The following is a 25,302-nucleotide window of genomic DNA, read 5'->3' as shown; positions in this document are numbered from 1 at the left end:
CGCGGCGAGGCGTCATGGAGGTCCCATTGCCTAGCACCGGAGGATCGCGGCCGCTGAGCCTGTTCGGCGCCTTGGGGTTGGGGCTGATGTCCCTGCTGATGTACTTGAGCGGCCTCCTGGTTTGGTTGACCCCCTTGCCCTTGCTCTACGCCTACCGGCGGGCGCGGGGGATCAAGGCCATGGCTGGGATCCTCCTGCCGATGGCGATCCTGGCGGCGATTTACGGGGCGCTCTTGCCCTTCGCGACCGATCGGCTCGGCGCCGAGGGGGCCTTGAAGCTGTTTTTTTGGGTTCCCGGCCTGGGCCTAGGCCCCACGGTCGAATCCTGGAACCCGGCGGTCTTTGGCATCGCATACTACCTGTTTTTCGCCCTGATCGGCGTGCTGCTCGGCGAGTTCGAGGCCCAGCCCTATTCGATGACGCGGCTGGTGGGGCAGACGGCGGCGATCGTCTTCCTCTTCCTGGCCCTGTGGCTGGCCCTCTACACTTGGGGTACCTGGGGCGATTTTGTCCGGGGCTTGGAAGGTTACTTCGTGAAGATGCTCCAAGAAATCACGAAGGCGACTCCGGCCGACGAGGAAATGCAGGTCCAGTGGGCCATGTTGAAGGACCATGCGGAGGGCATCGCCTACTACGCGGTGCGCCTGTTGCCGGCGATGGTTTTCAATCTGTTGCTTTTCGTGCTGTGGCTGAACATCGTCGTGGCGCGGAGGCTGTTCGCGGCCTGGGGCGGCGTTTTTCCCTTCCTGGGCGAGCTGAAGAACTGGCGATTGCCCTTCCTGGGCGTTTGGGTGGTGATCGCCTTCGCCTTCCTCTGGATCTTCGACGCCTACGTGCTCAAGCTGGACTGGTTGAAGGTGGCGGCGCTCAACGTGTTCATCGTTTTTGCCCTGATCTATTTCTTTCAGGGCCTGGCGATCGTGGCCTTCTACCTGAACCGTTGGTCGCTTTCGCCGATGATCCGCCTGGTTCTGTATGCGGTGTTGCTGTTGTTCTTTCAACCTTTGAGCTTTTTGCTGGTGGCCTTCGGATTTTTCGACTCGTGGTTCGATTTCCGCAAGCTGGTCCCGAAGTCCGCTTAGTTTTCGACAAATATTAAGGAGTTCGAAATCTTCTATACATTTTTCATGGGCCTGTCCGGTCTGCACCCCCGCCCGGCCACCCATGAAAAAATGCATAGAAGATTTCGAAATGATTGATAAGGAGCGCGTTATGCAAGTCATCCTCCGTGAAGACATCCCGACCTTGGGCAAGGCCGGCGAGGTGGTGAAGGTCCGCGACGGCTACGGCCGCAATTACCTCTTGCCCCGCAAGATGGCCGTCCTGGCCGACGCCAAAAACCTCAAGGCCGTCGAGGCCCAAAAGAAGCAGATCGAGGCGCAACGCGCCAAGGATCGCCAAAAGGCCGACGAGGCCGCGGCCAAGCTGGCCAGCCTCGAGCTGACCATCGCCCGGGAGGTCGGCAGCAACGACCGGCTCTTCGGATCGGTGACCAAGGTCGAGATCTCCGCCGCTCTGCGCGAAAAGGGCGTCCAGATCGACAAGCACCTGATCGAGCTTGCGGCCCCGATCAAGACGATCGGCACCTACGAGGTCGGGGTGAAATTGCACCCCGAGATCCGCGCCGCCTTCAAACTCTGGGTCGTCCGCCAGGAAAAGAAATAATTTCGGCCCGGCGCCTTGACGCCGGATTTTTTTCGTGGTGGCTTCGGTAGGCCTGCGATTCGAGGGTGACCCCATGGCCGAGCGCCTCAGCAAAATTTCGGATTTCACCGAAGAGGGGCGCCGCCTTCCGCCCCAGGCCCTCGAGGCCGAGGCCTCGCTGCTGGGCGCCCTGCTCATCGACCCCGAGGCCCTCCACAAGGTTGCGGACCAGCTGCGGCCAGAAGACTTCTACAAGCCCGCCCATCAAAAAATTTTTCGCGCTGCGCTCCGGCTTTTCGAGAACAACGAGCCCCCCGATGTCATCACGCTCGCCAACGAGCTCACCCGCCAAGGCGAGCTGGAGGCCAGCGGCGGCGCGCCCTACTTGGCGCAGCTCGCGGCCTCGGTGGCCACTTCGGCCTCCGTCGTCTATTACGCGAAGATCATCCGGGAGAAGGCTATCACCCGCGGCCTGATCAAGGCCGCCACCGAAATCGTCACGCAGGGCTACGCGGGCGACGGCGACGTGGGCGGGCTGATGGACTTCGCCGAGAAGACCATCTTCGAGATCAGCGAGCGCAGCATCCAACAGGCCTTCGCCCACGTCCGCGACGTGGTGAAGGAGAGCATCAAGACGATCGAGCACCTATATGAAAACCGCTCGGCGGTGACGGGGGTGCCGACGGGCTACAAAGAGCTGAACCGGATCACCGCGGGCCTGCAGCGCTCCGACCTGATCATCGTCGCCGGCCGGCCCTCGATGGGCAAGACGGCCTTCGCGCTCAACCTGGCGACCAACGCGGCGCTGGAGACCAAACAGGCGGTGGCGGTTTTTTCCCTCGAAATGTCCAAAGAGCAGTTGGTGCAGCGTATGCTCTGCTCCGAGGCGCGGGTCGACTCTTCCAAGCTGCGCGGCGGCTTCCTCAAGCAGGGCGACTGGACGCGCCTGATCAAGGCGGCCGGCGACCTGTCGCAGGCGCCGCTTTATATCGACGATACCCCGGCGCTCTCCGTCCTCGAGATGCGGGCCAAGTGCCGGCGCCTGAAGAAAGAGCGCGAGCTGGGACTGATCGTCGTCGACTACCTCCAGCTGATGCGTAGCGACGTCACCGAGAGCCGCGAGCGCGAGATCAGCGACATCAGCCGCTCGCTCAAGGCCCTCGCCAAGGAGCTGCATGTCCCGGTGATCGCGCTCAGCCAGCTGAACCGCAGCGTCGAGTCGCGCACGGACCGGCGGCCGCAGTTGAGCGATCTTCGCGAATCGGGCGCGATCGAGCAGGATGCGGACGTGATCGCCTTCATCTATCGCGACGAGGTCTATAACAAGGACACGCCCGAGAAGGGCGTCGCCGAGATCATCATCGGCAAGCAGCGTAACGGCCCGATCGGCACCGTCAAGCTCAAGTTCTTCCACGAGTTCACCCGCTTCGAGGAGCTGGTCGAAACCTACGGCGACATGGTCCCCGACATGGGGCCGCCACCGGCCTTTTAGTCATGGCCATCTGCGACGTCAGCGTCATCATTCCTACCCATAATCGCCTGGAATTCCTGCGCAAGGCCTTGGGTTCCGTTCTTTCCCAAGAACCATCGCCCCGCGAGGTGATCGTCGTCGACGACGGCTCGACGGACGGGACCTGGGCATGGCTGGGCGCGCTCGCCGAGCCGCGCCTGCGGGCGATCCGGAAGGAGAATCAAGGCCCCGCCGCCGCGCGCAACCGAGGTCTGGCGCTCGCCTCCGGCAAGTACGTCGCTTTCCTCGACTCCGACGACGCTTGGCTGCCGGGCAAGCTCGAGGTCCAAGTCCGTTTCTTGGAGTCGCATCCCGAGTATAAGATCTGCCAGACCGAGGAAATATGGATCCGCCACGGCGTGCGCGTCAATCCGATGAAGAAGCACGCCAAGCCCTCGGGCTGGATCTTCGAGGCCTGCCTCAAGCTCTGCCTGATCTCGCCCTCGGCCGTCATGATCGACCGGGAGTTTCTCCTCGGGCTCGGCGGCTTCGACGCCGAATTTCCCGTCTGCGAGGACTACGAACTTTGGCTCCGCGCCGCGCTGCGGACGCCCGTCCGCACGCTCCCTGACCGCCTCGTTGTCAAGCAGGGCGGCCACCCCGACCAGCTCTCGCGTGCCCACTGGGGCATGGACCGCTTCCGCGTGCGGGCCTTGGAGAAGTTGTTCGCCTCCGAAGCCCTCTCCGAATCCCAGCGCCGCGCGGCCACGGCCGAGCTGACGCATAAGTTAAAGATCCTATCCTCGGGCTTCGCCAAGCGCCGGCCCGAGCAACCCGATCCCTACAAGGAAAAACTCCGATGTCTCGAAGCGCCCTCGCCCTAAGGCCCCTCAAGTTCAAGACCCAGGTCAACCGCTACGCGGAGGGCTCCTGTCTCATCGAGATGGGCAATACCCAGGTGCTCTGCCTGGCCTCCGTCGAGGAGGAGGTTCCCAAGTGGCGGAACTTGGGCGAGGGCTGGGTCACCGCCGAATACGCGATGCTGCCGCGCGCGACGCACACCCGTTCTGCGCGCGAGTCGGTGAAGGGCAGGGTCTCGGGGCGCACGCAGGAGATCAGCCGCCTGATCGGCCGCGCGCTGCGCGCGGTGGTGGATTTTAAAAAGCTCGGCCCGCGCACCGTCACTCTGGACTGCGAGGTCCTGCAGGCCGACGGCGGGACGCGCTGCGCCAGCGTCAACGGCGCCATGATCGCCCTGGCTCTGGCCTGCCGGCGCCTGCAGCGCGAGAAGAGGATCGCGGCGTGGCCGCTCACCGACACCGTCGCGGCCTTGAGCGTGGGTTACGTCGGCGGAAAGCTGTGCGTCGATCTCTGCTACGAACAGGACTCCGCCGCCGACGTCGACATGAACGTCGTCATGACCGGCGACGGCCGCTTCGTCGAGTTGCAGGGCACGGCCGAGCACGAGCCCTTCAGCCTCGCCCAATCCCAACGGATGATCCGGGCCGCGGCCCAAGGCATCGAAAAGATCACCCGCATCCAGCGCCAAGCCCTGGCGAAGATCCTTCCGAAGGCCGGGAGGGGCCGATGAAGCTCGTCGTCGCGACCCGCAACGCCGGCAAGTGGCGCGAGATCCAGGCCATCCTCGAGGCGCCGGGCCTGGAAGTCCTCTCGCTGCGGGATTTTCCAAAATGTCCGGAAGTCGTCGAGGACGGGGCGACCTATCTGGAAAACGCGCGCAAGAAGGCCCGCGCCGTGGCCGAGCACTGCGGCGACTGGGCCCTGGCCGACGACAGCGGCCTCGAGGTCGACGCGCTGGGCGGTCGTCCGGGCGTCCATTCGGCGCGTTACGCGGGGGAGGGAGCGGGCGACGCGGAGAACCTGCAAAAGCTCCTGCGCGAGACGGCGGCGGTGGAGGCTTCCCGCCGCGGGGCCTGTTTTCGCTGCGTCTTGGTATTGCGGCATCCGGATGGGCGGGAATTTTCCGCGGAAGGAGAATTGCGAGGCAGCCTCGCGGATGCCCCGCGAGGGGCCGGAGGCTTCGGCTACGATCCGGTATTTCTTCCCACCGGCTTCGCGCAAACCTTGGCCGAGCTGAGCGCGGAAGAGAAGAACCGCATCTCCCACCGCCGCCGGGCCCTGGAGAAAATGAAGGGGGTCCTGGCGGGATTCCTCGGTGACTGAACCTGCTGCTGGCGGCCCAAACCTCCTTGTGGCCTCAGGCCTGCGATGGCTGGTCTGTCTATAATTAGCTGAAATTATTAATAAAATTAGATGTAACCCCTTGAAGAACGACGGCGTCTTAAAATGAAGAGGCCCACCTAGGGCCTTGGAGGTTCTTATGAAAAAGCCGCTTCGCAAAATCGTATTATCCTTGTTTACCGCCGCGATCGCCCTGGGATTCACCGCCAGCCTGCCGCAGCCGCTTCAAGCCGATCCTCCGCCCTGGGCCCCCGCCCATGGCTATCACAAAAAACACAAGAAAAAGGTCGTCTACAAATACATCTATTATCCCGCCCAGCAGGTCTATTTCAGCCCGGCGCGCGGCGGTTACTACTATCCTTACCGCGGCGGTTGGCGCTTCAGCATCAATCTGCCTTCGACCATTCGTCTGGGGCAAGGCATCAGCATCGACCTGGACGGACCGAGGCCTTACGTCTATCACCCGACGGTGATCCAGACTTATCCGGTGGTGGTGGTTCCTTGACTGGGCCGAATGGAAGGTTAGAAGACGAAGCAAGTTACCTGGAAAACGCTTGGGAAAAAGCCATCGCCCATAAACGTCTTAACTGGTTTTAATTTTTTTATATGGAAGCGCCTGAAGTTCGAGGATGTCCTTCAAAGATTCGAATTCTGGATCTTTGTGGACTAATATGGCCTGTATTTGCACGGAGCTGGCGGCGATCCAGCTATCTGCCACGGAAATAGAAAACTTGGCCTTTAGTTCTCCGGCGATTAAGCCCAGGCTTTCATTTGTATCTATTTTTTTTATCGGCAGCGCTTTTGTCTCAAGGAAGATCCGATAAGCTTCCTCTTGTCCTTGTTTTTGCCAAACGATATAAAATAGTTCCATAAACGTGATGAAGGATACCCAGACTTCCACTTTTCCGTAGCTTGCCTGCCTTAGGATGTATTCCACTTCATCTGCGCCGAGTTCCTCGTGCTTCAATGTCAAGAGGGCCGAGGTATCCAGTAAATAACGTTTCATGGTCGGTTTTTCCTCGGACTTCTTTCCTTTTTTCGGTCCAGGGCCCTGGCTTTCAATAGGTCATCTACCGAGACTTTGCTGTTCTTGTCGCGAAAGTCTTTGATGGGGTCTTTGGAAACAGGGAAAAGGATCAACATGCCTTCCCTCTCGAGCCATTCAATGGAGGTGCCGGGAAGCAAATTGAACTTTTCCCGGATGGAAGCTGGAATGGAAATTTGGCCTCGCTCTGTCACAACCGTTTGCATGATAAGACCTCCGTGTACATGATATATCATATATTTATCATGTAAAAGGTCAATGTTAGATCGGCTCATAAAACCCCCGGCGTGGGTGTCGTCATATCCACGAAATCCTGCGTATTATCTTGACTATCCTGGCCGTTGATTCGGCTCAGACTATGGCCGGCGACGACGTCGGGCGCTGGGGCTTCTTCGCCCAAAGGCAGTCCGTTGGCCGCGACGGGGGGAAGGCCTTCGCCATAAGCCAACGTGTCGACGAGATTTCCTTCACGATTCAGCAGCTGCACCCCGTCCGGCCCGTTCTGCGGGTCGAACTGGTCGAGGAAGTCGGCCCCCGACACGTTGGATGCGGTGGTCGAGCCGGTCTTCAGGTCCGCGATGAGGAAGATCCCGTCCTCCGGTAGGAGGGAGCCCGCCGGGAGCGTGATGCGCTCCGTCTCCGCCCCGTCCGCGCCGTTGATAAATAGGATTTGGTATAAGCCGATGTCCGAGCCCGGCGTGCCGTAGAGCTCGATGAAGTTCTCGCCGTCGGTGTCGCTGAGCTTCCCGTCGTAGAGCAGCTCCGAGATCACCAGGGTCTCCGGCGGAGGCCCGAAGACCGGGCCGCCGGGGCCGGTTTCGCCGCCGGGAAGCGGGTCGAGGCTCGTCAGCGGGACGTCGCCGTAGGTGTAGCGCGCGACGAAGCTCGCGGGGCTCTCGCCGGGCCTTTGGTTGAAGGGCAGTCCCCGCACCGAACGCAGGCGCGGCGTGACGACCAAGAGATAGACGCCGGCCTCCAAATCCACCGCAGGCGCCAGAGTCAGGCGCCGCTCGTCGTCCTCCAGGAAATACTGCAGCGGGACCGAAGGCAGCTCGCCCGAGGCGAGCTGTTCGGCCAATTCCTCCGCATCCGCCAAGACCTCCTCTTTGGGTAGGCCGGAGACCAGGGCGACCGCCGAGCCGTCCAGGGAATCGAGGGCGATGCGTTCCGAGAATTCCAGCTCGATCTCCGCCGCATCGGGCAGGGCCGCGCGGTCGGTCGGCCGCACTTCCAAGACGTAGGGTTGCTCGAGGAGCAGGGATTGAAACTCCAGCGGCGACGGCGTCCCGCAGCCTAGCTCAAGGAGCAGGGCCGCCGTCAGCAGGCCGAGGCGCGCGATTTTTTGGGGCGTGATGGGGGCGGCGATCATGGTTTTCCTCCGGAAGGGATTCGGGTTGGCTTTCGGGGTTTCGGGGCGGCGGCAGGGAAATCTTGGCGAGGCGGAAGAACTCGCCGCCGCTTAAGCTGTTGAGCCGCTCCATCCACTGTTGGGCCTTCAACCGCTCGAAGGGGTTCTGCGCCGTCTCCGGCTCCAGCTCGAAGCGGAGCAGCTGGGATTTCAGCTCGAAGTAGGCCTGGTGCAGGTCCTCCTGCAGGCGGCCGCGCAGCAGGTAGAGATCGCGGGACTCGCGGCTGATCTCGAGCTCGTCACGATTGAAGAGCAGCTCGTCCAGGGCCCAGACGGCCTTGACCTCGAAGCCGCGGTCGTTGCCGAAGTCCTGGTCGACGCGGTTGGATTCGGGACCGATGGTGATTCCCGAGGCGGTGACCGAGATGCTGTCCTGGATCACCGCGGTGTTGTTGTTCTGGGACTGCTGCTCGTAGCCGACCTGCAGGCGGGGCAGGGCGACGGCGCGGCGGGCGTTGCGCTCCCAGCGGCCGATCTTGGCCGGGTCGAGGCCGGCCCGGGCCAGGGCCGTTTGCTCCAGGCGTGCCAAGGGCGGGAGCGAGTCGGGGAGCGAGGCGGCGAGAATGGACGCGGGGAGGAGAAAGAGGGCCATCAGGATGGGGAGCAGGCGTAGGGTCATGCCGGACTTCTAAGCAGCTTTCATGCCAATCATTTTCTCCAATTATTTTCGGAGAGGCGGGGGAGGAACGAATGAAAACGGAACGGATCGCGGGCCAAGCGTAGCGATTTCGGACGAAAAAAAACGGCCCCGCTGCGGGGCCGTTTTTTCATCCGGGGCCGGGAGGCCCGGGAAGGGGATTACTGGAGGCGTCGGCGCAGGGCCAGGCCGCCCAGGCCCAACAGGACCCAGAGGGATAGGGCCGCGGACGTCGCCGCACCGCCGGTCGCCAGGCCGCAACCGGAGCCCTGGAACAGCGGGGTCGGGTTGACCGCGCAGGCGTTGTCGCAGAGGTCGTTGTCGTTGGTGTTGCCGTCGTCACATTCCTCGCCGGCGTCGACGATGCCGTCGCCGCAGGTGCCCTCTACTTGGCAGGTCGCGGAGCAGCCGTCGCCGTCCTGGATGTTGCCGTCGTCGCAGGCCTCGCCGGGATTGACGATGTCGTTGCCGCAGCCGGTGACGGTGCAATTGCTGTCGCAGCCGTCGTTGTCGGCGGTGTTTCCGTCGTCGCACTCCTCGCCGGCGTTCTGCAGGCCGTTGCCGCAGACGGCGATGTTCTGTTGGTAGAAGGCGAGGCAGTCGTCGGCCTTGGCCTTGAGGTTGGCCTCGCTGTTCGCCATGTCGGTGCCGGTGGCCCCGAGGATGCAGAAGGCCGCCGCGGCGCCCTGGCCGGGGGCGACGCTCGCGAATTTCACCGAGAGGGAGGATTCGAGGTCGCTGTCGTTGGAGGGGTCCGCTTGGAATCCCGTGGCGCCGTTGTTGACGATGCCGTCGCCGCAAAAATCGGAGTCGTTGTAGGAGAATTCGGAGGTGCATTCCAGCGAGCAACCGTCGCCGCTGGCGCGGCCGGCATCGTCGCATTCCTCGCCTGGGTCCAGGACCCCGTTGCCGCAGAGGCTGTTTTCGTCGAGGCAGCGATTGTCGCAGCCGTCGCCGTTGGCGAGGTTACCGTCGTCGCACTCTTCGTCGCCTTCCGGGGTGCCGTTACCGCAGGCCTGTCCGGCGACTGCGGTGCGGCATTTGGGCGAACAGGTGTCGGCGCCGCCGTCGGCGGGTGCGTTGCCGCCGTCGTCGCATTCCTCGGTGGGTTTGGTGTTATTGAGGAAATGCCGTTGGAGGACGTAGGGATCGGCGTGCTCGGGGTCGTTGTCGATGCTGTCCGTCATCCCGCAGCAGGTGCCGAGGAGGAATTGGTCCACCGGATTGTTCAACGAGGCCATTCCGATGGAATAGTTGTCGGGTCCCGGCTCGTCGAATTGAATCACCATGTTTCGGGCGGCGTCGAAGTCGCTGCTGCCGTCGGTGCTGTTGCCGTCGATGTCCCAGTCGTTGGCCACGGCGATGAACACCGGGCTGGCCGCAGCGCCGTTGTTGACGGCCCGCAGCTCGATGATGGCGTAGTCCTTCGTGTTGTTGACGTAGACGATTTGCTCGAGGGTCAGGGCGGTATTGTTGACCGACATGGTGATCGGGGTGAAGGGGGTGTCCGTTTCCAACACCAATTGATCCACGTTGGGAAGGTTGGCGAAGGGGCCCGTGAAAACGGCGAGTCCGTTGCCTAAAAAGTCCAAGGGGGTCAAGTCTGAGTCGCCAATGGCGACGCCGTTTCCGTCGGAGACGATGAAGTCGGTGGTGGAAGTATGGTCGGCTCCGTTGAATGTGAAATTGTAATCGTCGTCGGCCCCGCCCGTGTCGTCGACATCTAACGCCATCGAGCCTGGCCCGTTGCTGCCGTCCCAGGTGACCGTCAATGAAGCGGCTTGACTGGCGCCTGGGTAGGTCAGGCAGGCCGTTAGACAGGCGATGCCGATAAGAAATTTACGCATATTTTCCTCCGTTATGACTGAGTAAAGGGTTCCCGGATTTCATGGGAGTGCAGGAGCCTCTCTAATTTAGGGAGGGGCCGTATTCAACGAAAATCCTCTCGCATTTTGGACAAATTCGGCCTGTTTCCGGGGGGTGTCCTGCATCCTATTAGGGCGCCTTAGGGGTACAAGGTTTTGTACGACCAGTAATTCCGCATTACCAACTTCACGTAGAGATTCGTCTCCGAGAAAGGAATCTCCTCGACAAACTCGTCGATAGGCAGGCTCCCGAAGGATTCGTCCCATTGCCGCGCCCGCCCCGGGCCCGCGTTGTAGCCGGCGAAGGCCAGGGCCCAGTTGCCGCCGAAGCGGTCCAGCATGGCCTTCAGCTCAGCGGTGCCCAGTGGGATGTTGTATTCCGGATCGAAGAGATTCCCGGGCGGGATGCCCAGCGCCTTCGCGCGGCCCGCCGCCGTCGAGGGGATCATCTGCATCAGGCCCTGCGCATTGGCGCCGGAGCTGATCCAGGGCATGAAGCCGCTCTCCTGCCGCATCAGCGCCACCACCAGGTGCGGCGGCACCGAAAAACGGGCGGCGGCCTTTTCGATCAATCCGCGGTAGGCGTAGGGATAGAGCAGGCGGTTGCGGTAGCTCTCGGCCGAGGCGGCGTCGGCGAAGAGCCCCTTGAAGCGGTCCCAATACTTTTGCCCGAATTGCACAGGTATGAAATAGGCCGAGCTTTTCTTTCCGGCCTCGAGCAGTGCGGCCAGGCCCGCGGGATGTCCTTCGTTTTGCTTGAGCGCCGCCTCGACCTCCGCCGGGGCGAGCCGGCCCAGGCCGATCGGCACCAGGGCCTCCGCCTTGCGCAGGTGTAGGTCCCCGTGCGTCCCGGCCTTGCCGTCGCCCGCGCCCCGCGGCGCCGGCGGCGGCGCCTTCCACTCGGGCGGGACGGCCGGGGTCTCGGGGAAGGGCTCCGGACCCTTGGTTTTCTTCAGGGCCATGAAGCCGTAGTAACTATAAGGAGAGGCCTGGGCGGCCTTGGCGAAGGTCGCCTGGGCCTCGCTCTTTTTTCCCTGACGCTCCTGCACGCGGGCCTGCCAGTACAGGGCCTTGCCCCGCGTGGCTGCGTCGGCGGCGCCTTGTTCCATCGAACTCAGCCATTGCAGGCTCTCGTCCCAGTTCCCGCGCCGGTAGGCGTTCCACGCGGCGGCCCAGAGGGCCTTGTCGCGAAAATTCCCCTGTGGGTAGGCCTGGGCCAGGCGCCGGAAGACCTCGGCGGCCTCGGAGAGGCGGCCGGCCTGATGGGCGATCATCCCCGCGCGGTACAATGCCTCCTCGCCCTCGGGGGTCCCGGGATAGAGCCTCTGCACCCGCTCGAAGGTTGCGACCGCGCCGGCCTCGTCCTGGCTGCGCAGGCGGCTCATGCCCAGGTCGAGCAGGGCGCCGCGCGCAATCTCGACCGGCACCGAGGGGCCGGGTTCGAGGAAGAGCACGGCGTCGCCGTAGCGCTTCAGGTTGAAGAGGCATTCACCCTTTTTCACCCGGGCCAAGTCGCGCAGCCCGGGCTCCCCGCCGGTGATGATTTGTTCGTAGACTTGAAGGGCCTTCGTGTAGCTCTTCGCTTGAAAGAAGGCCTCGGCGCGCGGCAGGTATTCGGCCGTGCCCCAGGTTGGGGTCCGGCCTCCGGAGGCCTGCGTGAGCTGGCTCAAGGCCTGGTCGGCGACGGGGCTGGTCGGATACTTGAGGTAGACCTCCTTGAGATCGGCGAGCCCCGCCTCGGTCTCCTTCAGGGAGAGCTTGGATAAACCCAGATAATAGAGGGCCTCGCCGCGACTGGCCTCGCCGAGGCCGGGGAGGATTTTTTGCAGGTGCTCCTTGGCGCGGGCGGCCTCGCCCTGGGCCTGCAGCGAGCGGCCGATCTGGACCTGGGCGGCGTCGGCGAAAAGACTGCCGGGTTCGTCCCGCAACAGGGCCTCGAGGGTCTTGCGGCCGCCCTCGTTGTCGCCGGTTTCAAGCCGGGATTTGCCCAGGGCCCAGAGGACGTAATCCCGCAGCGGTCCTTTGGATTCCGCCTGGGAAGAGAGCTGGGCGACGGCGCTGCCGTAGTCCCCTTGCAAGAAAGATTCGTAGCCGCGCTTGAAGGCGGCCGGGTCGGCCCGCAGGCCGGCTGGGCAAAGGTAAAGACAAATCGCGATGGATAAAGTCCCGAGGAGAGATCGCTTCATGGGACCTGTCTAATGAAAATCGCGAACCGTGGGTATGAAAAAAAGAGCCCTAATCCGAATAGGCCTGCACCATGGTGACCAGCTCTTTGGCGTTGCAGGCCTTGCTTAAGTAGCCCTTGGCCCCCAGCGAGAGGCTTTCTTCGGCGATCTCCTCGTCGGACAGGGCGGTGAGTACGACAATAGGGGTGCCGGCGAGCTCTTTGTGCTTCTTTAATTCGCGCATGAAGCCGAAGCCGCTCATGCCGGGGAGCATGAGGTCGAGCAGGATCAAGTGGGGTTTGAAGTCGACGGCCTTGTCGAGGCCTTCCTGCGGAGAGAGCGCGGTGTTGCAGTCGAAATGGTTGGCTTCGAGGGTCTCTTTCAGCAGGGTCAAGATATCGGGGTCGTCGTCGATGACGAGCACCCTTTTGGTCTTTGGGATCATCGGAATCTCCGCCTTACCCTGTGGCCACCGGACTCTTACCCTCAATGAACGGGAGGTGGATTTAGCAGAGACCCCGCCGTCTGTACAACCAATATTTGAGCCCGACCGCCTTAATTTTCTATTTTAGCCATAAAACCCCGCCTAAGGTAAGATCCAGACCGTGGCTATGGGCCTTTCCCTCAACTTTTTCTGGGCTTTGTTGGCCGCCTTCCTGGCCGGGGGCCTGGCCGGCTGGTGGGGCTTCCGGCGCAGGGCCGGACGGAGCTCGGTGGCGGATCCCAGGCGCCTGGAGGACAGCGAGCGGGCCCTGTCTTTGCTTCGGGCGACCCTCGACTCGACCGCGGACGGCATCCTGGTCGTCGACCTTAGCGGCCGGATTGTCGGATTTAACAAGAAATTCCTTGAGATGTGGCGAATTCCGGAGGCCATCATCGGCTCGCGGGACGACCGGGCGGCCCTGGCCTTCGTCCTCGACCAGCTGGAGGATCCCGAGGGCTTTTTGCAAAAGGTCCGCGACCTTTACGCCCACCCGGAGGCGGAGAGCTTCGACATCCTGCATTTCAAGGACGGCCGGATCTTCGAGCGCTACTCCAAACCCCAGATGATCGAATCCGAGGCGGTCGGCCGGGTCTGGAGCTTCCGCGACGTCACCGAGCTGGCCCGCACCACGGCCTCGCTGGAAAAACTTCACCGGGAGCGGACGGAGGAGATGTCCCGGATCAACGAAGAGCTGCGGCGCGAGATCGCGGAGCACGCCCGCGCCGAGGAAGAGCTGAAGCGCAGTGAGAAACAATACCGGGACCTGGTCGAGACCTCGCATGACCTGATTTGGTCGGTGGACGCGCAGGGCCGTTGGACCTTCCTCAACCGGCAGGCGACGCGGAGTATCTACGGCTACGAGCCGGAGGAGATGCTGGGCCGGCCCTTCACCGATTTCGAAAGCCCGGAACAGGCACGCATCGACCTGGAGACCTTCCAAAAGGTGAAGCAGGGGCAGCCCTTTTTCAAGTACGAGACGATCCACATCCGGAAGGACGGCAGGCCGGTTTACTTGAGCTATAACGCCATCGTGGTCCGCAACGACGCCGGCGAGGTCCTGGGGTCCACGGGCACCGCCTCCGACGTCACGGCGCGCCGCCAGGCGGAGCAAAAGCTCAAGGAGAGCGAGGAGCGAATCCGCACCATCGTCGACCACGCCCTGGACGCGGTGGTGGTCATCGACGCCGAGGGCCATATCATTTATTGGAATCCCCAGGCCGAAAAGATCTTCGGTTGGTCGGGCTTGGAGGCGATGGGGCGCAAGGACACCGAGATCCTGATTCCGCCGCGTTACCGGGATCTCTACCTGAGGATTCGCCGCCGTTTCCTGCGCAGCGGGCAGGAGGGCATGCTCAACCGCCGGGTCGAGACCATGGCCCGCCACGCCGACGGCCACGAATTTCCCGTCGAGATCACGGTCAGCCCCCTGCGTTGGGGAGAGAACTTCCTCTTCAGCGCCTTCATCCGCGACATCACCGACCGCAAGCGGGCGGAGGAGGAAATCCGGCAGAAGGGCCTCGAGCTGGCGCGCTCCAACAAGGAGTTGCAGGACTTCGCCTACGTCGCCTCCCACGACCTGCAGGAGCCCTTGCATAAAATTATCGCCTTTGGGGACCGGCTCCGGACCAACGCCGGAGAGGCCTTGGGCGAGAAGGGCTTGGACAGCCTGGAGCGCATCCAGAAGGCGGCGTTGCGGATGCGGCAATTGATCGACGACCTGCTGCAGTACGCGCGGGTCACGACGCGCGCCAAGCCCTTCGAGAACGTCGAACTCGAAGGGGTGGTCAAGGAGGTCTTGGGGGTCTTGGAGTTGCGGATCGCGGAGACCGGGGCCGAGGTCGAGGTAGGGCGCCTGCCGGCGGTTCAGGCGGACCGCTCGCAGATGCTCCAACTCTTCCAGAATATTCTGGGGAACGCCCTGAAGTTCCACAAGCCCGGCGAGCCTCCCCGGGTGAGCGTCTCGGGCCGCATGTCGGAGGACGGTTTTGCGGAGCTCGAGATTCGGGATCGGGGCATCGGGATCGACGCGAAATTCTCCGAGGTGATATTTAAACCTTTTCAAAGGCTGCACGGTCGTCAAGAATACGAAGGTACGGGCATGGGGCTGGCGATCTGCCAAAAGATCGTGCAGCGGCACGGAGGCGAGATCTCCGTGACCAGCGAACCCGGCGCGGGATCGACCTTCCGCCTGCGCCTGCCCAAGGAGCCTCCGGGTGAGCGGTCATAACCCTAGAAAAGTCGTGCTCTTGGCGGAGGACGACGAGGACCATTTTTTGTTGGCCAAGGATGCCTTCGCCGAGGCTAGGGCCGGCGTGGATTTGCGCTGGGTTCGCGACGGCGAGGAGCTGATGGACTACCTCCTGCGCCGCGGGGCCTACGCCGCGGATATCTCTGTGCCGCGCCCGCACCTGATCCTGCTCGACCTCAACATGCCGAAAAAAGACGGACGCGAGGCCCTGCAGGAGATCAAGTCGAACCCCGGACTGCGCATGATCCCGGTCGTGGTCTTCACCACCTCCCGCAACGACGAGGACATCCTATACACCTACAGCCTGGGCGGGAGCTTCATCCGAAAGCCGGTCCGCTTCGAGCAGATCGTCGAGGTGCTTCGCAATCTCTCGCGGTATTGGCTCGAGACGGTGGAGCACCCCTCGCGGCCGGAATCTTCCTGAAAGGAGAAATTGCCAGGAGGAGAGGGCTTCCGATACTATGTCCCCATGAGCTCGCCCGCCTGGCACGATCTGGGTCCCGTGCACGCGCTGAAAGGCGCCGCCCTGCGCGAGGTCGTGATCGGCAAGACCAAGATCGCGTTGACCTATCTCGACGGCAAGTTCGCCGCCATCTCCGGCGTCTGCAACCACATCGGCGGTCCCCTGGGTAAAGGGACGCTCATCGACGGCTACGTTGTCTGTCCCTGGCATTATTGGCGCTTCCACCGTGAGACCGGCGCGGTGCGTCCCGAGATGGGCGATTCGCGGGTGCCGACCTATGAATTGAAGGAAGAGGGCGGGCACCTCTGGGTCAACCTCGAGGCCGCCACCAAGCGCCACAAGGGCAGGCATGAGCCCCATCCCCTGGCCCGCGAGCCGAAGCGGGAGGAAGGTCCGCTGCGGGTCGTCGGCATCTCGACGACCGCGATGACGCGCGGCCATCCCCGCTATTCCACCTCCGACGCCCTGCTCGAGTCGGCCTTGGAGAGCGCCGCGCGCGACCACGGCGCCCTCACCCGCCTGATCCGACTCAACGATCTTAATTTCAAGAGTTGCGAGGGCTATTATTCGAAGAGCGCGCAGGCCTGCATTTGGCCCTGCGCGATCACCCAGTTCGACAGCAAGGACGAACTCGACCAGGTCTACGAGGCCTTCGTGCACTGGGCCGACGTGGTGGTGGTCGCGACGCCCATTCGCTGGGGCTCGGCGAGCGGGCTGTACCACAAGATGGTCGAGCGCATGAACTGCATCCAAAACCAGATCACCACCGCGGACCGGGTCTTGATCCGCAACAAGGTCGCGGCCTTCATCATCACGGGCGGGCAGGACAACATTCAATCGGTGGCCGGAGAGATGCTGGGGTTTTTTGCCGAGCTGGGCTTCATGTTCCCGACCTTTCCCTTCATCGCCCATTCCCTGGGCTGGTCGATGGAGAACATGGAGCGCAACGTCGCCTACGTCGAGCGCAGCCGCCAGCTACGCGCGGGCGCGAAGGCGCTGGTCGAGCGCTCTCTGGAATTCTCCAAGGTGCTGTTGGGGATGAAGGCCCCGAGCCACATCGAGCACGGCGGGCGCAAGGGGCAGTCTTTGGGCGACGAGATCACTTCCAAGGACTGATGACTTCGCCGGAATTTGTCGGCTTGGTCTTCGGCTTTCCCGAACCCGAGGGATTGCCGCTCGGGCGGGGCCGGACGGCCTTTTCCTTCTCCAGCTTCACGGTGACGCTCTCTTCCAGGCCGTCGAGGGTGATCTTGCGGCTCTTGTAGCCATCGCGCTTCACCTCGAGCTCGACCTTCTGGCCCGGATCCATCTCGACCTTCACCACGTTGTTGCCCAGATCCTCGCCGTTGCGGAAGACGCGCGCGTCCACGGGGTCGACGTTGACCTCCACCTGGCGCTTGAGCGAGGTGACCGTTGGAGCCGTGTCGACCGGGGCGGCGTCAGGCTTGGGCTTGTCGTCCGGCGGCGGAACGGCGGTGGGCTGGGCCGTGACGCCGTTGCTGCGGCTCAACGCGTAGAAGGCCGCGGCGAGGGCCGAGGCCCCGCCGATGCCGATGCCCGCGAAGATCGGCCAATGGCGGCGCGAACGGCGCAGGTTGGTGGGCGTGAGACCGGTGCGGAAATAATCGACCGGAAGGTCCGCGCTTTCCGAGCGGTTTTTGAGCTCGGTGACGGCGACGGGCACGAGGCCGGACTGCAGCTTGTCCAGCTCGACGATGATTTCGTTCATCGATTGGTAGCGATTTTCGGGGCGCTTGGAGATGGCCTTCATGATGATCGCTTCCAACCCGGGCGGGATGGGCTGCTTCACCGGCTGCATTTCGCTGGGCGGCACCGGCGTCACGTACATCTGCGCGTTGAGCGTCTCCTGAAAATTTTCGAAGTTGAAGGGGAGGCGACCGGTGGCCATCTCGTAGAGCAGCATGCCGAAGGCGTAGACGTCGGTGCGATGGTCGATCGTCGGCTGCCCCGCGGATTGCTCCGGAGACATGTACTGAGGCGTTCCGAAGGGCACGCCCGCCTGCGTCAGTTTTTCTTTGCTGCCGCCGTTGGCGATCTTGGCGATGCCGAAGTCCAGGATCTTGACGAAGTCGACCTTGCTGCCCTTGTTGATCAAAAAGATATTTTCCGGCTTGAGGTCGCGGTGGACGATGCCGGCCTTGTGGGCGTCGGCGAGTCCCTCCGCGATCTGCCGTGCGATGTTTACCAGACGCGGGATCGGCACCGGTCGATCGCCTTCGATCAGACCGTAGAGCGAGGTGCCTTCCAGGTATTCCATGACGAAATAGGGCGTGCCCTCCGCAAGCCTGCCGAAATCGGTGATCTCGATGATGTGAGGGTTTCCGATCATGCTGGCGGCCTTGGCCTCGTTGAGAAAGCGCTCGGCCATTTCTTTGGTCATGGCATCCCGGCGGAGCAGTTTGAGGGCCATCTTCTTGCCGATAATCTCATGCACGGCCTCGTAGACCACTCCCATGCCGCCGTGGCCTAACTTCCGGTTGATGCGGTAACGGCCTTCAAAGACGGTGCCGATATAGGGGTCGGGCGGCTCGGTGGGCGCCCTTGGCATGACATCCGCCGGAGTCACCGAGATATGGCCGTTAAGCGGGTCGGAAGGTTCGGGAACCTGGGACTCTTGCCAGGAGGTGCCCTTGCTGGGCCGACCGCCCTTGGGACCGCCCGGCGGCTGGCCCATGCTCATCATCAGGATCGGGGGAAGACCGCGGCCGTCGCCGCCGGCCACGGCGGGCGAGAGCAGGGCGCGCGCCTTTTCTTGCGGGCGGTATTTTTGCAGCTTCGCGGCCATGCCCAGCTCGCTCCGGAAGTCGGCAAAGCGCTCGCCCAAGGCGCGTTGGCCCAGGTGAGCCCCGACGCCCAGGCTGACCAGCGAGGCGAAGGTGTCGAGCAGGAAGGTGGAGCCCTCGACGCGGGGCCTGAGTCCCCAATGCTCCTCGAGCTTGTGCGAGGCGGTGAGGCCGACGAAGGCGCCGGCCTGGTGCGCCGCGAAGGGCAGGGTCGGGGCCCGGCCGCGCGCGACGAAACGAGTGCCCGGCCCGGCGAGGGCCGAGTTGACGGCGAAACCAGAGAGCTTCAGCGCGCCGATGGTGAGCGCCGAGCGCGCCAGGTCGTGTGAAAAGGGTCCGTTGGGATGCGGGGCGAGGGCGCGATTCAAGCCCGCGAAGGTGACGACCTCGGCGCCGTAGCCGAAGGCCCCCGCGCCGAGTTCGGCGCCGAAACCTCGCGTCAGCCAGGAGGCCGGGCGGCCCATCAGGCGGCCGAGGGCGGCGGTGCCGGCGACTTGGCCGACCAGCGTGGCCGCGATCATCGGCGCGATGACCCGCGCGTCGGTGGCGTCTTTGCAAAAACGGGAGAGCAGGAATTCGGCGCGCGGTCCCGCGGCGCCCTTGCCCTCGATGGCGTCGGCCTCGGCACGGGCCTTGGCGCGGACCGGGTCGGCGATGTCTTCTTGGCTTAAGCGCGAGAGCAGGGCGTAGGCGGCCTCGGCGCGGTGTTCGGATTTCAGCTGGATGCCGAGCGCCAGGAGATCGGTCAGAAGCAGACCTTCGTCCGTCTCGCGGCGGAGCTCGTCCAGCCGGGCGAGCAGGGCCTTTGGGGCCGAGCCGGGCAGGACGGGCAGCGCCCGGGCGAAATCGTCCAGCGCCGCGCGGGCGACGGAGGTCGGCGCGGGTGCCGGCTGGGCCGTGGCCGTCGATACTGCTAACGGCTGCGAGAGCCTGGAGGCGGTCATGAACGTACGCTCTCGGGCCGCGAGACCTAATGAGCCCATACCCCATTCAGGAGGGCGGCCGGAGAGTTCTTAATAAACATGATGGGGCAAGCGGGCGAAGGTCCTTCGCCGAGAAAGGTCAGACATGTGCCCCGTATTTTTGGCCTTTATCGTCGGTCGCCCGGGAAAGTTGCGCTCGGGCGGCGGCGAGACGGCGTCGGCCGGTCCGCTCCGTCAGCTAGGGTTTCTCAAGAATGGAAGAGAAAGGGGAGAAAATAATGCGAGCTTCGTATTTTATAAATTTTATAATTAAAATCAATAACTTATAACGCTGACTCGAAGGTCGTCTCCGGCTCGGTTTCGCTGGGTCCGATTCGGGGAAAAGGCATGCACCGCCGAATACAGCAGGATTTGCAATTTCTTGCGGCTCGGAAGGTCCTCCGCGGTGTCGGCGGCAAAAAGCCAGAGGTCCGCGGCGTTTGGGTCCATCCAAGGGGTGCTGGCCAGCGAAAAGATTTTAGAGAGGGGGAGGCCGGGACTTGTCTCGCTATTGATTTGCCACAGCGCGGTCGCGGCGAGCTCCTTGAGCTCGCCTCGCTCCGAGGCCTGGACGTGCAGCAGGGCGGACTCGATATTGTCGGAGGTTCCCCACGCCAAACGATCGCGCACCGCGTGGACCAAGGAGATCTCCCCCTCCTCCAGCCGGCGTAGCGATGGATCGCTTCGTTCGTCAGGCGCACCGGCAGCTTCGGCCAGGGTTTGGTAGCGGGCGCGGATGTCTTCCTCCCAAGCGCCGATCGCCAAAAGTCCTATCAAGCGCGTCTTGGCGCCGTCATAAGGCTTTAAATATCGGTAGGCGTCGGCCAGGCCCAGGGGGATCTGCTCTTGGAATAAATTCCTAGCTTGGTCTGGCTTGCCGAATTTGATTAGACGTTCGACCTCCTCTAGCCTTTTGTAGAATTGTTTTCTTCCCAGCGCCACATCGCCGTCCCCGAGGGTACGAAATCCCTCTTCCCGGACTTGGGTGAAATATTTCTTGGCATCCGCTTCGCGCCCCTCGCACAAGGCATGGTACGCCTCCAACAACGGGACAAAACCTCGGATTGCGGGATCGGAGTCGGCCTTGGCGAATCGCAACCATACCGCGAAATGCTCCGTGGCTAATATTCGGAGCCGATCCGGGACGAATTGCGGATCCGCTGGACCCGGAAAGGGAAGTTGCGCCCGGGTCAGAAAATCAAAGGGCACTAGGAACGAACCTTTCAATAAGTCGATCTTATCCCCCAGGGGGAAGTTCCGCCATTCTGCCAAGTAAGTTTCCAGCAACTTCACATCTTCAAGGTGGCGGGGGAGGGACACTGCTATCCGTGCCGCTCTATCCAAATTTCCTTCCAAAATCTCGGCATCCGACAGTTCGATCGGGGGCATTCCCCTAACCGCTCGGTTCTCCGCAATTCGGGAATTCACCGCAAATCGCTCGGCTCGAGCTATCCAATGTCCGGGGCTTAGGGCTATGAGTTTGTCGTAGTAATCGCGGGCCGGCACCCAGTTTTTAGCCTTGGCTTCCAACCTCGCGAAACCGTGGAGGATGCCTTTGTCCTGGGGCAGTAACCGGTGGGCTGCACGGTAGCAGGCCAGGGCCTTTTTGAATTCCCCTGTTTCAAAATGGTTTTTGCCATTTTTGCGGAAGATCTCCGCCTGCCGTAGAGCTGCAGGGTGGGGAGGAATGGCTCCTTCGATGTCCGGGGCGAAATTTTGCGTAAGCAAGCGCGTCGGGAGATGGTCGTATTTCTTCGTAAGCAGGTTGAATAGGTGTGTGCCTTCGAAGGATTTTTCCGGACCCGCCGGCGGATCGGAGAATGTGGGCACAAAGGGGTCGCGGGAAAATCGGCCCCACGGAAAAAGAAATTCATCCTTACTACGAGGAATGGATGGGACCATAGCGGCTTATCTTCAAAAAGCAGCGGTGAAGCCCCGAAACGAGGCTTCACCGCATGGAGTGAAAGGGAAATCGGATTACTTCTCGGCCAGCTCTTTCAATCCCGCCGCCGCCCTGTCCTGCTGTTCCTTGTCCTTGGAGAAGGTCTGGACGGCCGCGTAGAGCAGGGTCCGCATCTTGGGTCGGCCGCCGAAGGTCCCCATCGAGTCGGCGTAGGTCATCAGGGTGCCCGCGGCCTCCGAGCTCATCTTCGGCTTTTTGGTGAGTTCGACGACCTTAGAGAGCGGCAGGATGCCGGGGTCCTCGCCTTTGGCGACCTGGGCCAGCTGTGCGGTCGCCTGATCCTTCAGCTCGCCCTTCTCGGTGGCCTCGACGTCCTTGAGGGCCTCCTCGAGCGTGTTGGCCTTGCCGAGGGCCAGGCGGTCGCGGACCGCGTGGACCAGGTTCAGTTCCTTGCGGGCCTCGATGGCGAGCTTGTCTTGTTCCGTCGGGTCTCCGCCGACCACGTCGACGAATTCTCCGAACATCGACCAAAAGCTGTTGGCCTGCTTCGCCCCTTCGGCATGGCGGGCGTTGACGTCCTCTTCCCAGGCCGCGATCGCGACTAGGCTGACCAGGCGGGTCTTCTGCGCCTCGAACTGCTTGAGGTAGATGTAGGCGTCGGCCAGGCCGGGAGGGATCTCTTCTTGGTAGATCTTCTCCGCGCCCGCGGGGTCGTTGGCGGCGAGGGCCTTCGCGGCCTTCTCCATCCGCTCCTGCAGGAGCTTCTCGCCTTTCTCTGCGTCGCCGTCGCCCAGGGCCTTCAGGCCCTCCTCGCGGACAACCTCGAAGGCCTTCATCGCCTCGTCGGTCTTGCCCTCGCAGAGGGCCTGGTAGCCCTCGAAGAGGGACGCGAGGCGTTGCAGGGCGGGGTCCTTGTCGGCCTTCGCGAAGCGCGCGAGGACGCCGAAGATTTCCTTGATCATGAGCCCGAGCTTTTCCGGGATGAGCTCGGCGTCCTTGGGGTCCTGCGCCGGCAGCTGGGCCAGGTCCAGGGTGTCCATCGCCATCGCGAGCAGGGCCTGGCAGGCCTTTTCCTTTTCGGCCTTCGGCTTGTCATGAAGTGTCGCGAGTTTCTGCTCCATGACCTTCAGGCCCTCGATCTCCTTGTCGGCGTTGTGCGCCAAGAGGGCGGCGCGGTCCACGGCCATCTCGAGGGTCAGCATCTGACCCATCTTGACGAATTCGGCCTGTTGCTCCGGCTTGATCTTGGGGGCCATCCGCTGCATCTGCATCAGGATCGCCTGGTTGGCGTCGCTGCGCAGGGCTCGGACGACGAGGAGGCTCGGGTCGGAGGCGAGCAGCTCATTGTAATGGTCGTGGGCATGCAGCAGGTTGCCGGTGGCGTGCTCGGCCTTGGCGAGGCTCAGCAGGATTTGCGTGTCGCCGGGGTTGGCCTTGCGGGCCATCTCGTAATAGGCGAGGGCCTTTTTGAAATTTTCCTTTTTGAAATACTCGTCGCCCTTGAGGCGGAAGCTGTTGGCCTTTTTCGCGTCCGCGGGAGTGACTTCCTTGGCCGGCGTCTCGCCCTGCGGGGGCTTCGCGGTCAGCGGGTGCGTCGGGACGCGGCCGGACTTCTTCAAAATGCCGTTGAGCAGATGGCTGCCCTCGAAGGGCTTCGGCTTAGCGCCTTCGGTTCCGCTGGCGCCGGCCTTGGGGTCTTCGGGTATCGGAGAAACGGGGACGGGCGAGCCGCCCGATGCAATCGGTGGGGTCATAGGAGTGCCTCCTCAAAATAGACAAACGTTGTCGTTGAAATGGAGGCGAGCGGACGAGCTATCCCTAACACTCCCCTCGTTCCATCCCCGAATTTCCAAAACGTTCCCCGGCCTCGACGCGGCCCGATTCAGGTGTGCGCCCGGATCGGATAAAGAAAGGCTTGGTGGGCCGCGTCTCAGCCGTTTCATGGAAATGCAACGGGGATGCCAAGAAAACGCTGGGTTTAAGAGATGGAATTTTAAGGAAAATTCTTCGGCTTAGCTTGCGGCCGGACAGGCGGAGAAATTCACAATAAGAAGAAGGTTCACAAAACGTGATGTGATTTCACTTCCAGGGGCTGATGACCTCGCCCGGTTCCGGCTTCTTGGGCGGTTTGTCTTCCTTGGGCGGCTTCGGCGGCTGGGGGACGAACTCGCGCTCGAGGCGCACCGTGATTTTTTCCTGGCTTCCGTCCACGAGGATCTTTTTCGTCTTGTAGCCGCGGTGCCGGATCTCGAGCTCGACCGGAGAGCCTGCCTCGACCTCGAGGGGGCCGGGGCGGGAACCCAAATCCTCCCCGCCGCGAAAGACACGCGCGTTTTTGGGGACGAGGCTCAAGGTGACCGAGGTCCGTTTCGGCGGCTCGATCGGCACTACGGTGATGCCGGCGTCCGGCGCGGCTGCGGCGGTGTCGGGTTTTTGCGGCGCGGCGTCCGGTGCCACGGGCATGGCGTCGGGGGCTTGGCCTTGGCCGCGCTTCGTCGACAGCAGGGCCGCGGAGACGGCGAGGGCTCCGACCCCGGCGCCGCCCAAGCCGACGAAGAGCGGCCAACGGCGCCGCGGCGGGACGATGAGCGTGTCCGAGCGCCGCGTGAGGATTTCGGTCGGGATGGCCCGGGCCGAGGGCGGGAGCGGGTATTTGGCCTGAAGCCGCTCCAGCTCGCGGGAGACATCGAGCATGGAGGAGTAGCGATCGTCGGGGGCCTTCTGCATGCTCTTGGCGATGAGGGCCTCCAGTTCCGCGGGGATCTTTTGCGGCGAGGCCTCGCGCAGGGGAGGGGCGTCGTCGACCAGCTGCATCCGCATGATCTCGAGGCGATTGGGTCCGTCGAAAGGCACTTTGCCGCTGGCCATCTCGTAGAGCAGGACCCCGAAGGCATAGATGTCGCTGCGCGGGTCGATCGTCTCGGCCGTCACCTGCTCCGGCGACATGTATTGGGGGGTACCCACCGTTCGGCCCTCCAGGGTGAGGCGGCGGTCGCTGTGCACCATCTTGGCGATGCCGAAATCCAGGATCTTGACGAAGTCGCGCTCCGTGCCGTGCTTCACCAGGAAGATATTGTCGGGCTTGAGGTCGCGGTGGACGATGCCCTGGCGATGCGCGGCGAACAGGCCTTCCGCGAGCTGGCGCGCGATGTGGATCAGGCGCGGTACCGGAATCGGGACCCCGTCCCGGATCAGCTTCGTCAGCGGCTGGCCGTCGAGGTATTCCATGGCGTAATAGGTGGAGCCGTCGTGCAACCGGCCGAAGTCGCTGATATTGACGATGTGCGGGCTGCCGATCCGCGAGGCGGCCTGCGCCTCGGTGAGAAAGCGCGCGGTGGCCTCCGGGTCGGCGGCGATGTCCTCGCGCAGGACCTTGACCGCGAACTTCTTTCCGAGGACCTCGTGCGTGGCGAGATAGACCTTGCCCATCCCGCCGATGCCCAGTTGGGCCTCGACCCGGTAGCGCCCGTCGACGACCTGACCGAGCAAGGGATCCACGCTCGCGATGGGATCGACGATGACGTTCGGCGCCTCCACAGGGGCGAGGCTGTCGCCTTTGGGTGCGCCGGATCCGCCGTCGTTGGAATTGGAATTCATCATCAGCCAGGGACGTAGATTCGCGAGGCGGGGTCCCGCCGCGAGGCCGCCGCCGGCGAGGGACGCCGAGAATGCGGGGCCCGGCGAAACCGCGGGGAGGTTCGGCAGCGGAGGCCGAGGCAGCGATCGGGAGCGGACTTCCAATTGGCGATGCAGTTCGGCGTAGCGCTCGCCCAGGACCTTGTGGCCCAGGCGCAGGCCGACGCCGAGGCCGATCAGGGCCGCGAGCGAGTCGAGGAAGAGGGCGCCGCCGTCGGCATGGGGGCGCAGGCCGAGCCGCGCCTCCAGCGCGTGGGCGCTCATCAGGCCCAGCAAGGCCGTCGATTGAGAGAGCAGGAAGGGCGACAGGCCGGGCGCTCGGCCGGCGGGCGCGAGCCGGCGGGCGAAGCCGTTTCCCGCGGCGCCGAAGAGCTTCAAGGCCCCCA

At 63.3% G+C, this 25,302-nt stretch carries 21 protein-coding genes; 10 read left to right on the top strand and 11 right to left on the bottom strand.

Annotated features, from left to right (window positions below; genetic code table 11):
* Positions 1-14 precede the first annotated feature (14 nt).
* The 7 genes from FBR05_09945 (at position 15) to FBR05_09915 (ending at position 5,801) form a co-directional block, all read left to right on the top strand.
* Positions 15-1,082 (top strand): DUF2232 domain-containing protein, encoded by a 1,068-nt coding sequence (locus tag FBR05_09945; protein ID MDL1872518.1) that lies wholly within the window; start codon positions 15-17, stop codon positions 1,080-1,082.
* Between the two features lie 130 nt (positions 1,083-1,212).
* Entirely contained in the window at positions 1,213-1,665 is a 453-nt protein-coding gene (locus tag FBR05_09940) for a 50S ribosomal protein L9 (GenBank protein MDL1872517.1), read from the top strand.
* Between the two features lie 73 nt (positions 1,666-1,738).
* The gene (gene dnaB / locus FBR05_09935) at positions 1,739-3,136 is read left to right on the top strand and encodes a replicative DNA helicase (GenBank protein ID MDL1872516.1); all 1,398 of its coding nucleotides are present in this window, start codon (positions 1,739-1,741) and stop codon (positions 3,134-3,136) included.
* Between the two features lie 2 nt (positions 3,137-3,138).
* Positions 3,139-3,978: a glycosyltransferase family 2 protein gene (locus FBR05_09930; protein ID MDL1872515.1), complete on the top strand. Its 840-nt coding sequence runs from the start codon at positions 3,139-3,141 to the stop codon at positions 3,976-3,978.
* A complete protein-coding gene (locus tag FBR05_09925) occupies positions 3,954-4,685 on the top strand; it encodes a ribonuclease PH (GenBank protein MDL1872514.1) in 732 nt (243 codons plus the stop codon). The genes FBR05_09930 and FBR05_09925 overlap by 25 nt, the downstream gene beginning before the upstream one ends.
* Positions 4,682-5,278: an XTP/dITP diphosphatase gene (locus FBR05_09920; protein ID MDL1872513.1), complete on the top strand. Its 597-nt coding sequence runs from the start codon at positions 4,682-4,684 to the stop codon at positions 5,276-5,278. Before FBR05_09925 ends, FBR05_09920 begins: the two co-directional genes overlap by 4 nt.
* A gap of 157 nt (positions 5,279-5,435) precedes the next feature.
* Complete coding sequence (locus FBR05_09915; protein ID MDL1872512.1) at positions 5,436-5,801, top strand: hypothetical protein; 366 nt, start codon at positions 5,436-5,438, stop codon at positions 5,799-5,801.
* A gap of 78 nt (positions 5,802-5,879) precedes the next feature.
* Here the strand turns inward: FBR05_09915 and FBR05_09910 are convergent, their stop codons facing one another.
* From FBR05_09910 to FBR05_09880, 7 genes are all read right to left on the bottom strand, one after another.
* Complete coding sequence (locus FBR05_09910; GenBank protein MDL1872511.1) at positions 5,880-6,302, bottom strand: type II toxin-antitoxin system VapC family toxin; 423 nt, start codon at positions 6,300-6,302, stop codon at positions 5,880-5,882.
* On the bottom strand, positions 6,299-6,616 hold the full coding sequence (locus FBR05_09905; GenBank protein MDL1872510.1) for an AbrB/MazE/SpoVT family DNA-binding domain-containing protein: 318 nt from the start codon (positions 6,614-6,616) through the stop codon (positions 6,299-6,301). Before FBR05_09905 ends, FBR05_09910 begins: the two co-directional genes overlap by 4 nt.
* Positions 6,613-7,710, bottom strand: a complete 1,098-nt coding sequence (locus tag FBR05_09900) for a lamin tail domain-containing protein (GenBank protein ID MDL1872509.1) — start codon at positions 7,708-7,710, stop codon at positions 6,613-6,615. The genes FBR05_09905 and FBR05_09900 overlap by 4 nt, the downstream gene beginning before the upstream one ends.
* Complete coding sequence (locus FBR05_09895; GenBank protein ID MDL1872508.1) at positions 7,640-8,368, bottom strand: hypothetical protein; 729 nt, start codon at positions 8,366-8,368, stop codon at positions 7,640-7,642. Before FBR05_09895 ends, FBR05_09900 begins: the two co-directional genes overlap by 71 nt.
* A gap of 179 nt (positions 8,369-8,547) precedes the next feature.
* Positions 8,548-10,233, bottom strand: coding sequence for a hypothetical protein (locus tag FBR05_09890; protein MDL1872507.1), 1,686 nt, complete (start codon positions 10,231-10,233; stop codon positions 8,548-8,550).
* A gap of 158 nt (positions 10,234-10,391) precedes the next feature.
* The gene (locus FBR05_09885) at positions 10,392-12,437 is read right to left on the bottom strand and encodes a tetratricopeptide repeat protein (protein ID MDL1872506.1); all 2,046 of its coding nucleotides are present in this window, start codon (positions 12,435-12,437) and stop codon (positions 10,392-10,394) included.
* Positions 12,438-12,486: 49 nt separating this feature from the next.
* A complete protein-coding gene (locus tag FBR05_09880; protein ID MDL1872505.1) occupies positions 12,487-12,861 on the bottom strand; it encodes a response regulator in 375 nt (124 codons plus the stop codon).
* A 166-nt stretch (positions 12,862-13,027) separates the two neighbouring features.
* Here FBR05_09880 and FBR05_09875 point away from each other — a divergent pair, with 166 nt between their 5' ends.
* The 3 genes from FBR05_09875 to FBR05_09865 are packed head-to-tail and all read left to right on the top strand — an operon-like array spanning position 13,028 to position 16,727.
* Positions 13,028-15,127 (top strand): PAS domain S-box protein, encoded by a 2,100-nt coding sequence (locus tag FBR05_09875; protein ID MDL1872504.1) that lies wholly within the window; start codon positions 13,028-13,030, stop codon positions 15,125-15,127.
* 19 nt (positions 15,128-15,146) lie between these two features.
* Entirely contained in the window at positions 15,147-15,572 is a 426-nt protein-coding gene (locus tag FBR05_09870; GenBank protein ID MDL1872503.1) for a response regulator, read from the top strand.
* A 45-nt stretch (positions 15,573-15,617) separates the two neighbouring features.
* Entirely contained in the window at positions 15,618-16,727 is a 1,110-nt protein-coding gene (locus tag FBR05_09865; GenBank protein MDL1872502.1) for a Rieske 2Fe-2S domain-containing protein, read from the top strand.
* Here FBR05_09865 and FBR05_09860 read toward each other — a convergent pair.
* From FBR05_09860 to FBR05_09845, 4 genes are all read right to left on the bottom strand, one after another.
* The gene (locus FBR05_09860; protein MDL1872501.1) at positions 16,711-19,359 is read right to left on the bottom strand and encodes a hypothetical protein; all 2,649 of its coding nucleotides are present in this window, start codon (positions 19,357-19,359) and stop codon (positions 16,711-16,713) included. The genes FBR05_09865 and FBR05_09860 overlap by 17 nt on opposite strands.
* Before the next feature lie 294 nt (positions 19,360-19,653).
* Complete coding sequence (locus FBR05_09855; GenBank protein MDL1872500.1) at positions 19,654-21,279, bottom strand: hypothetical protein; 1,626 nt, start codon at positions 21,277-21,279, stop codon at positions 19,654-19,656.
* A 75-nt stretch (positions 21,280-21,354) separates the two neighbouring features.
* A complete protein-coding gene (locus FBR05_09850; GenBank protein MDL1872499.1) occupies positions 21,355-23,034 on the bottom strand; it encodes a hypothetical protein in 1,680 nt (559 codons plus the stop codon).
* A gap of 325 nt (positions 23,035-23,359) precedes the next feature.
* Positions 23,360-25,302 (bottom strand): hypothetical protein (locus tag FBR05_09845; GenBank protein MDL1872498.1); only part of this gene is annotated, 1,943 nt, incomplete at its 5' end.

This window comes from Deltaproteobacteria bacterium PRO3 (assembly GCA_030263375.1).
GTDB lineage: Bacteria > UBA10199 > UBA10199 > DSSB01 > DSSB01 > DSSB01.
This window is presented reverse-complemented; position numbering and strand designations above follow the sequence as displayed.

Excerpts from the sequence above, each read along its gene's own strand:
- FBR05_09945 (MDL1872518.1), top strand. The coding sequence starts at position 15 with ATGGAGGTCCCATTGCCTAGCACCGGAGGATCGCGGCCGCTGAGCCTG.
- FBR05_09940 (MDL1872517.1), top strand. The coding sequence starts at position 1,213 with ATGCAAGTCATCCTCCGTGAAGACATCCCGACCTTGGGCAAGGCCGGC.
- dnaB (MDL1872516.1), top strand. The coding sequence starts at position 1,739 with ATGGCCGAGCGCCTCAGCAAAATTTCGGATTTCACCGAAGAGGGGCGC.
- FBR05_09930 (MDL1872515.1), top strand. The coding sequence starts at position 3,139 with ATGGCCATCTGCGACGTCAGCGTCATCATTCCTACCCATAATCGCCTG.
- FBR05_09925 (MDL1872514.1), top strand. The coding sequence starts at position 3,954 with ATGTCTCGAAGCGCCCTCGCCCTAAGGCCCCTCAAGTTCAAGACCCAG.
- FBR05_09920 (MDL1872513.1), top strand. The coding sequence starts at position 4,682 with ATGAAGCTCGTCGTCGCGACCCGCAACGCCGGCAAGTGGCGCGAGATC.
- FBR05_09915 (MDL1872512.1), top strand. The coding sequence starts at position 5,436 with ATGAAAAAGCCGCTTCGCAAAATCGTATTATCCTTGTTTACCGCCGCG.
- FBR05_09910 (MDL1872511.1), bottom strand. The coding sequence starts at position 6,302 with ATGAAACGTTATTTACTGGATACCTCGGCCCTCTTGACATTGAAGCAC.
- FBR05_09905 (MDL1872510.1), bottom strand. The coding sequence starts at position 6,616 with ATGAGCCGATCTAACATTGACCTTTTACATGATAAATATATGATATAT.
- FBR05_09900 (MDL1872509.1), bottom strand. The coding sequence starts at position 7,710 with ATGATCGCCGCCCCCATCACGCCCCAAAAAATCGCGCGCCTCGGCCTG.
- FBR05_09895 (MDL1872508.1), bottom strand. The coding sequence starts at position 8,368 with ATGACCCTACGCCTGCTCCCCATCCTGATGGCCCTCTTTCTCCTCCCC.
- FBR05_09890 (MDL1872507.1), bottom strand. The coding sequence starts at position 10,233 with ATGCGTAAATTTCTTATCGGCATCGCCTGTCTAACGGCCTGCCTGACC.
- FBR05_09885 (MDL1872506.1), bottom strand. The coding sequence starts at position 12,437 with ATGAAGCGATCTCTCCTCGGGACTTTATCCATCGCGATTTGTCTTTAC.
- FBR05_09880 (MDL1872505.1), bottom strand. The coding sequence starts at position 12,861 with ATGATCCCAAAGACCAAAAGGGTGCTCGTCATCGACGACGACCCCGAT.
- FBR05_09875 (MDL1872504.1), top strand. The coding sequence starts at position 13,028 with ATGGGCCTTTCCCTCAACTTTTTCTGGGCTTTGTTGGCCGCCTTCCTG.
- FBR05_09865 (MDL1872502.1), top strand. The coding sequence starts at position 15,618 with ATGAGCTCGCCCGCCTGGCACGATCTGGGTCCCGTGCACGCGCTGAAA.
- FBR05_09860 (MDL1872501.1), bottom strand. The coding sequence starts at position 19,359 with ATGACCGCCTCCAGGCTCTCGCAGCCGTTAGCAGTATCGACGGCCACG.
- FBR05_09855 (MDL1872500.1), bottom strand. The coding sequence starts at position 21,279 with ATGGTCCCATCCATTCCTCGTAGTAAGGATGAATTTCTTTTTCCGTGG.
- FBR05_09850 (MDL1872499.1), bottom strand. The coding sequence starts at position 23,034 with ATGACCCCACCGATTGCATCGGGCGGCTCGCCCGTCCCCGTTTCTCCG.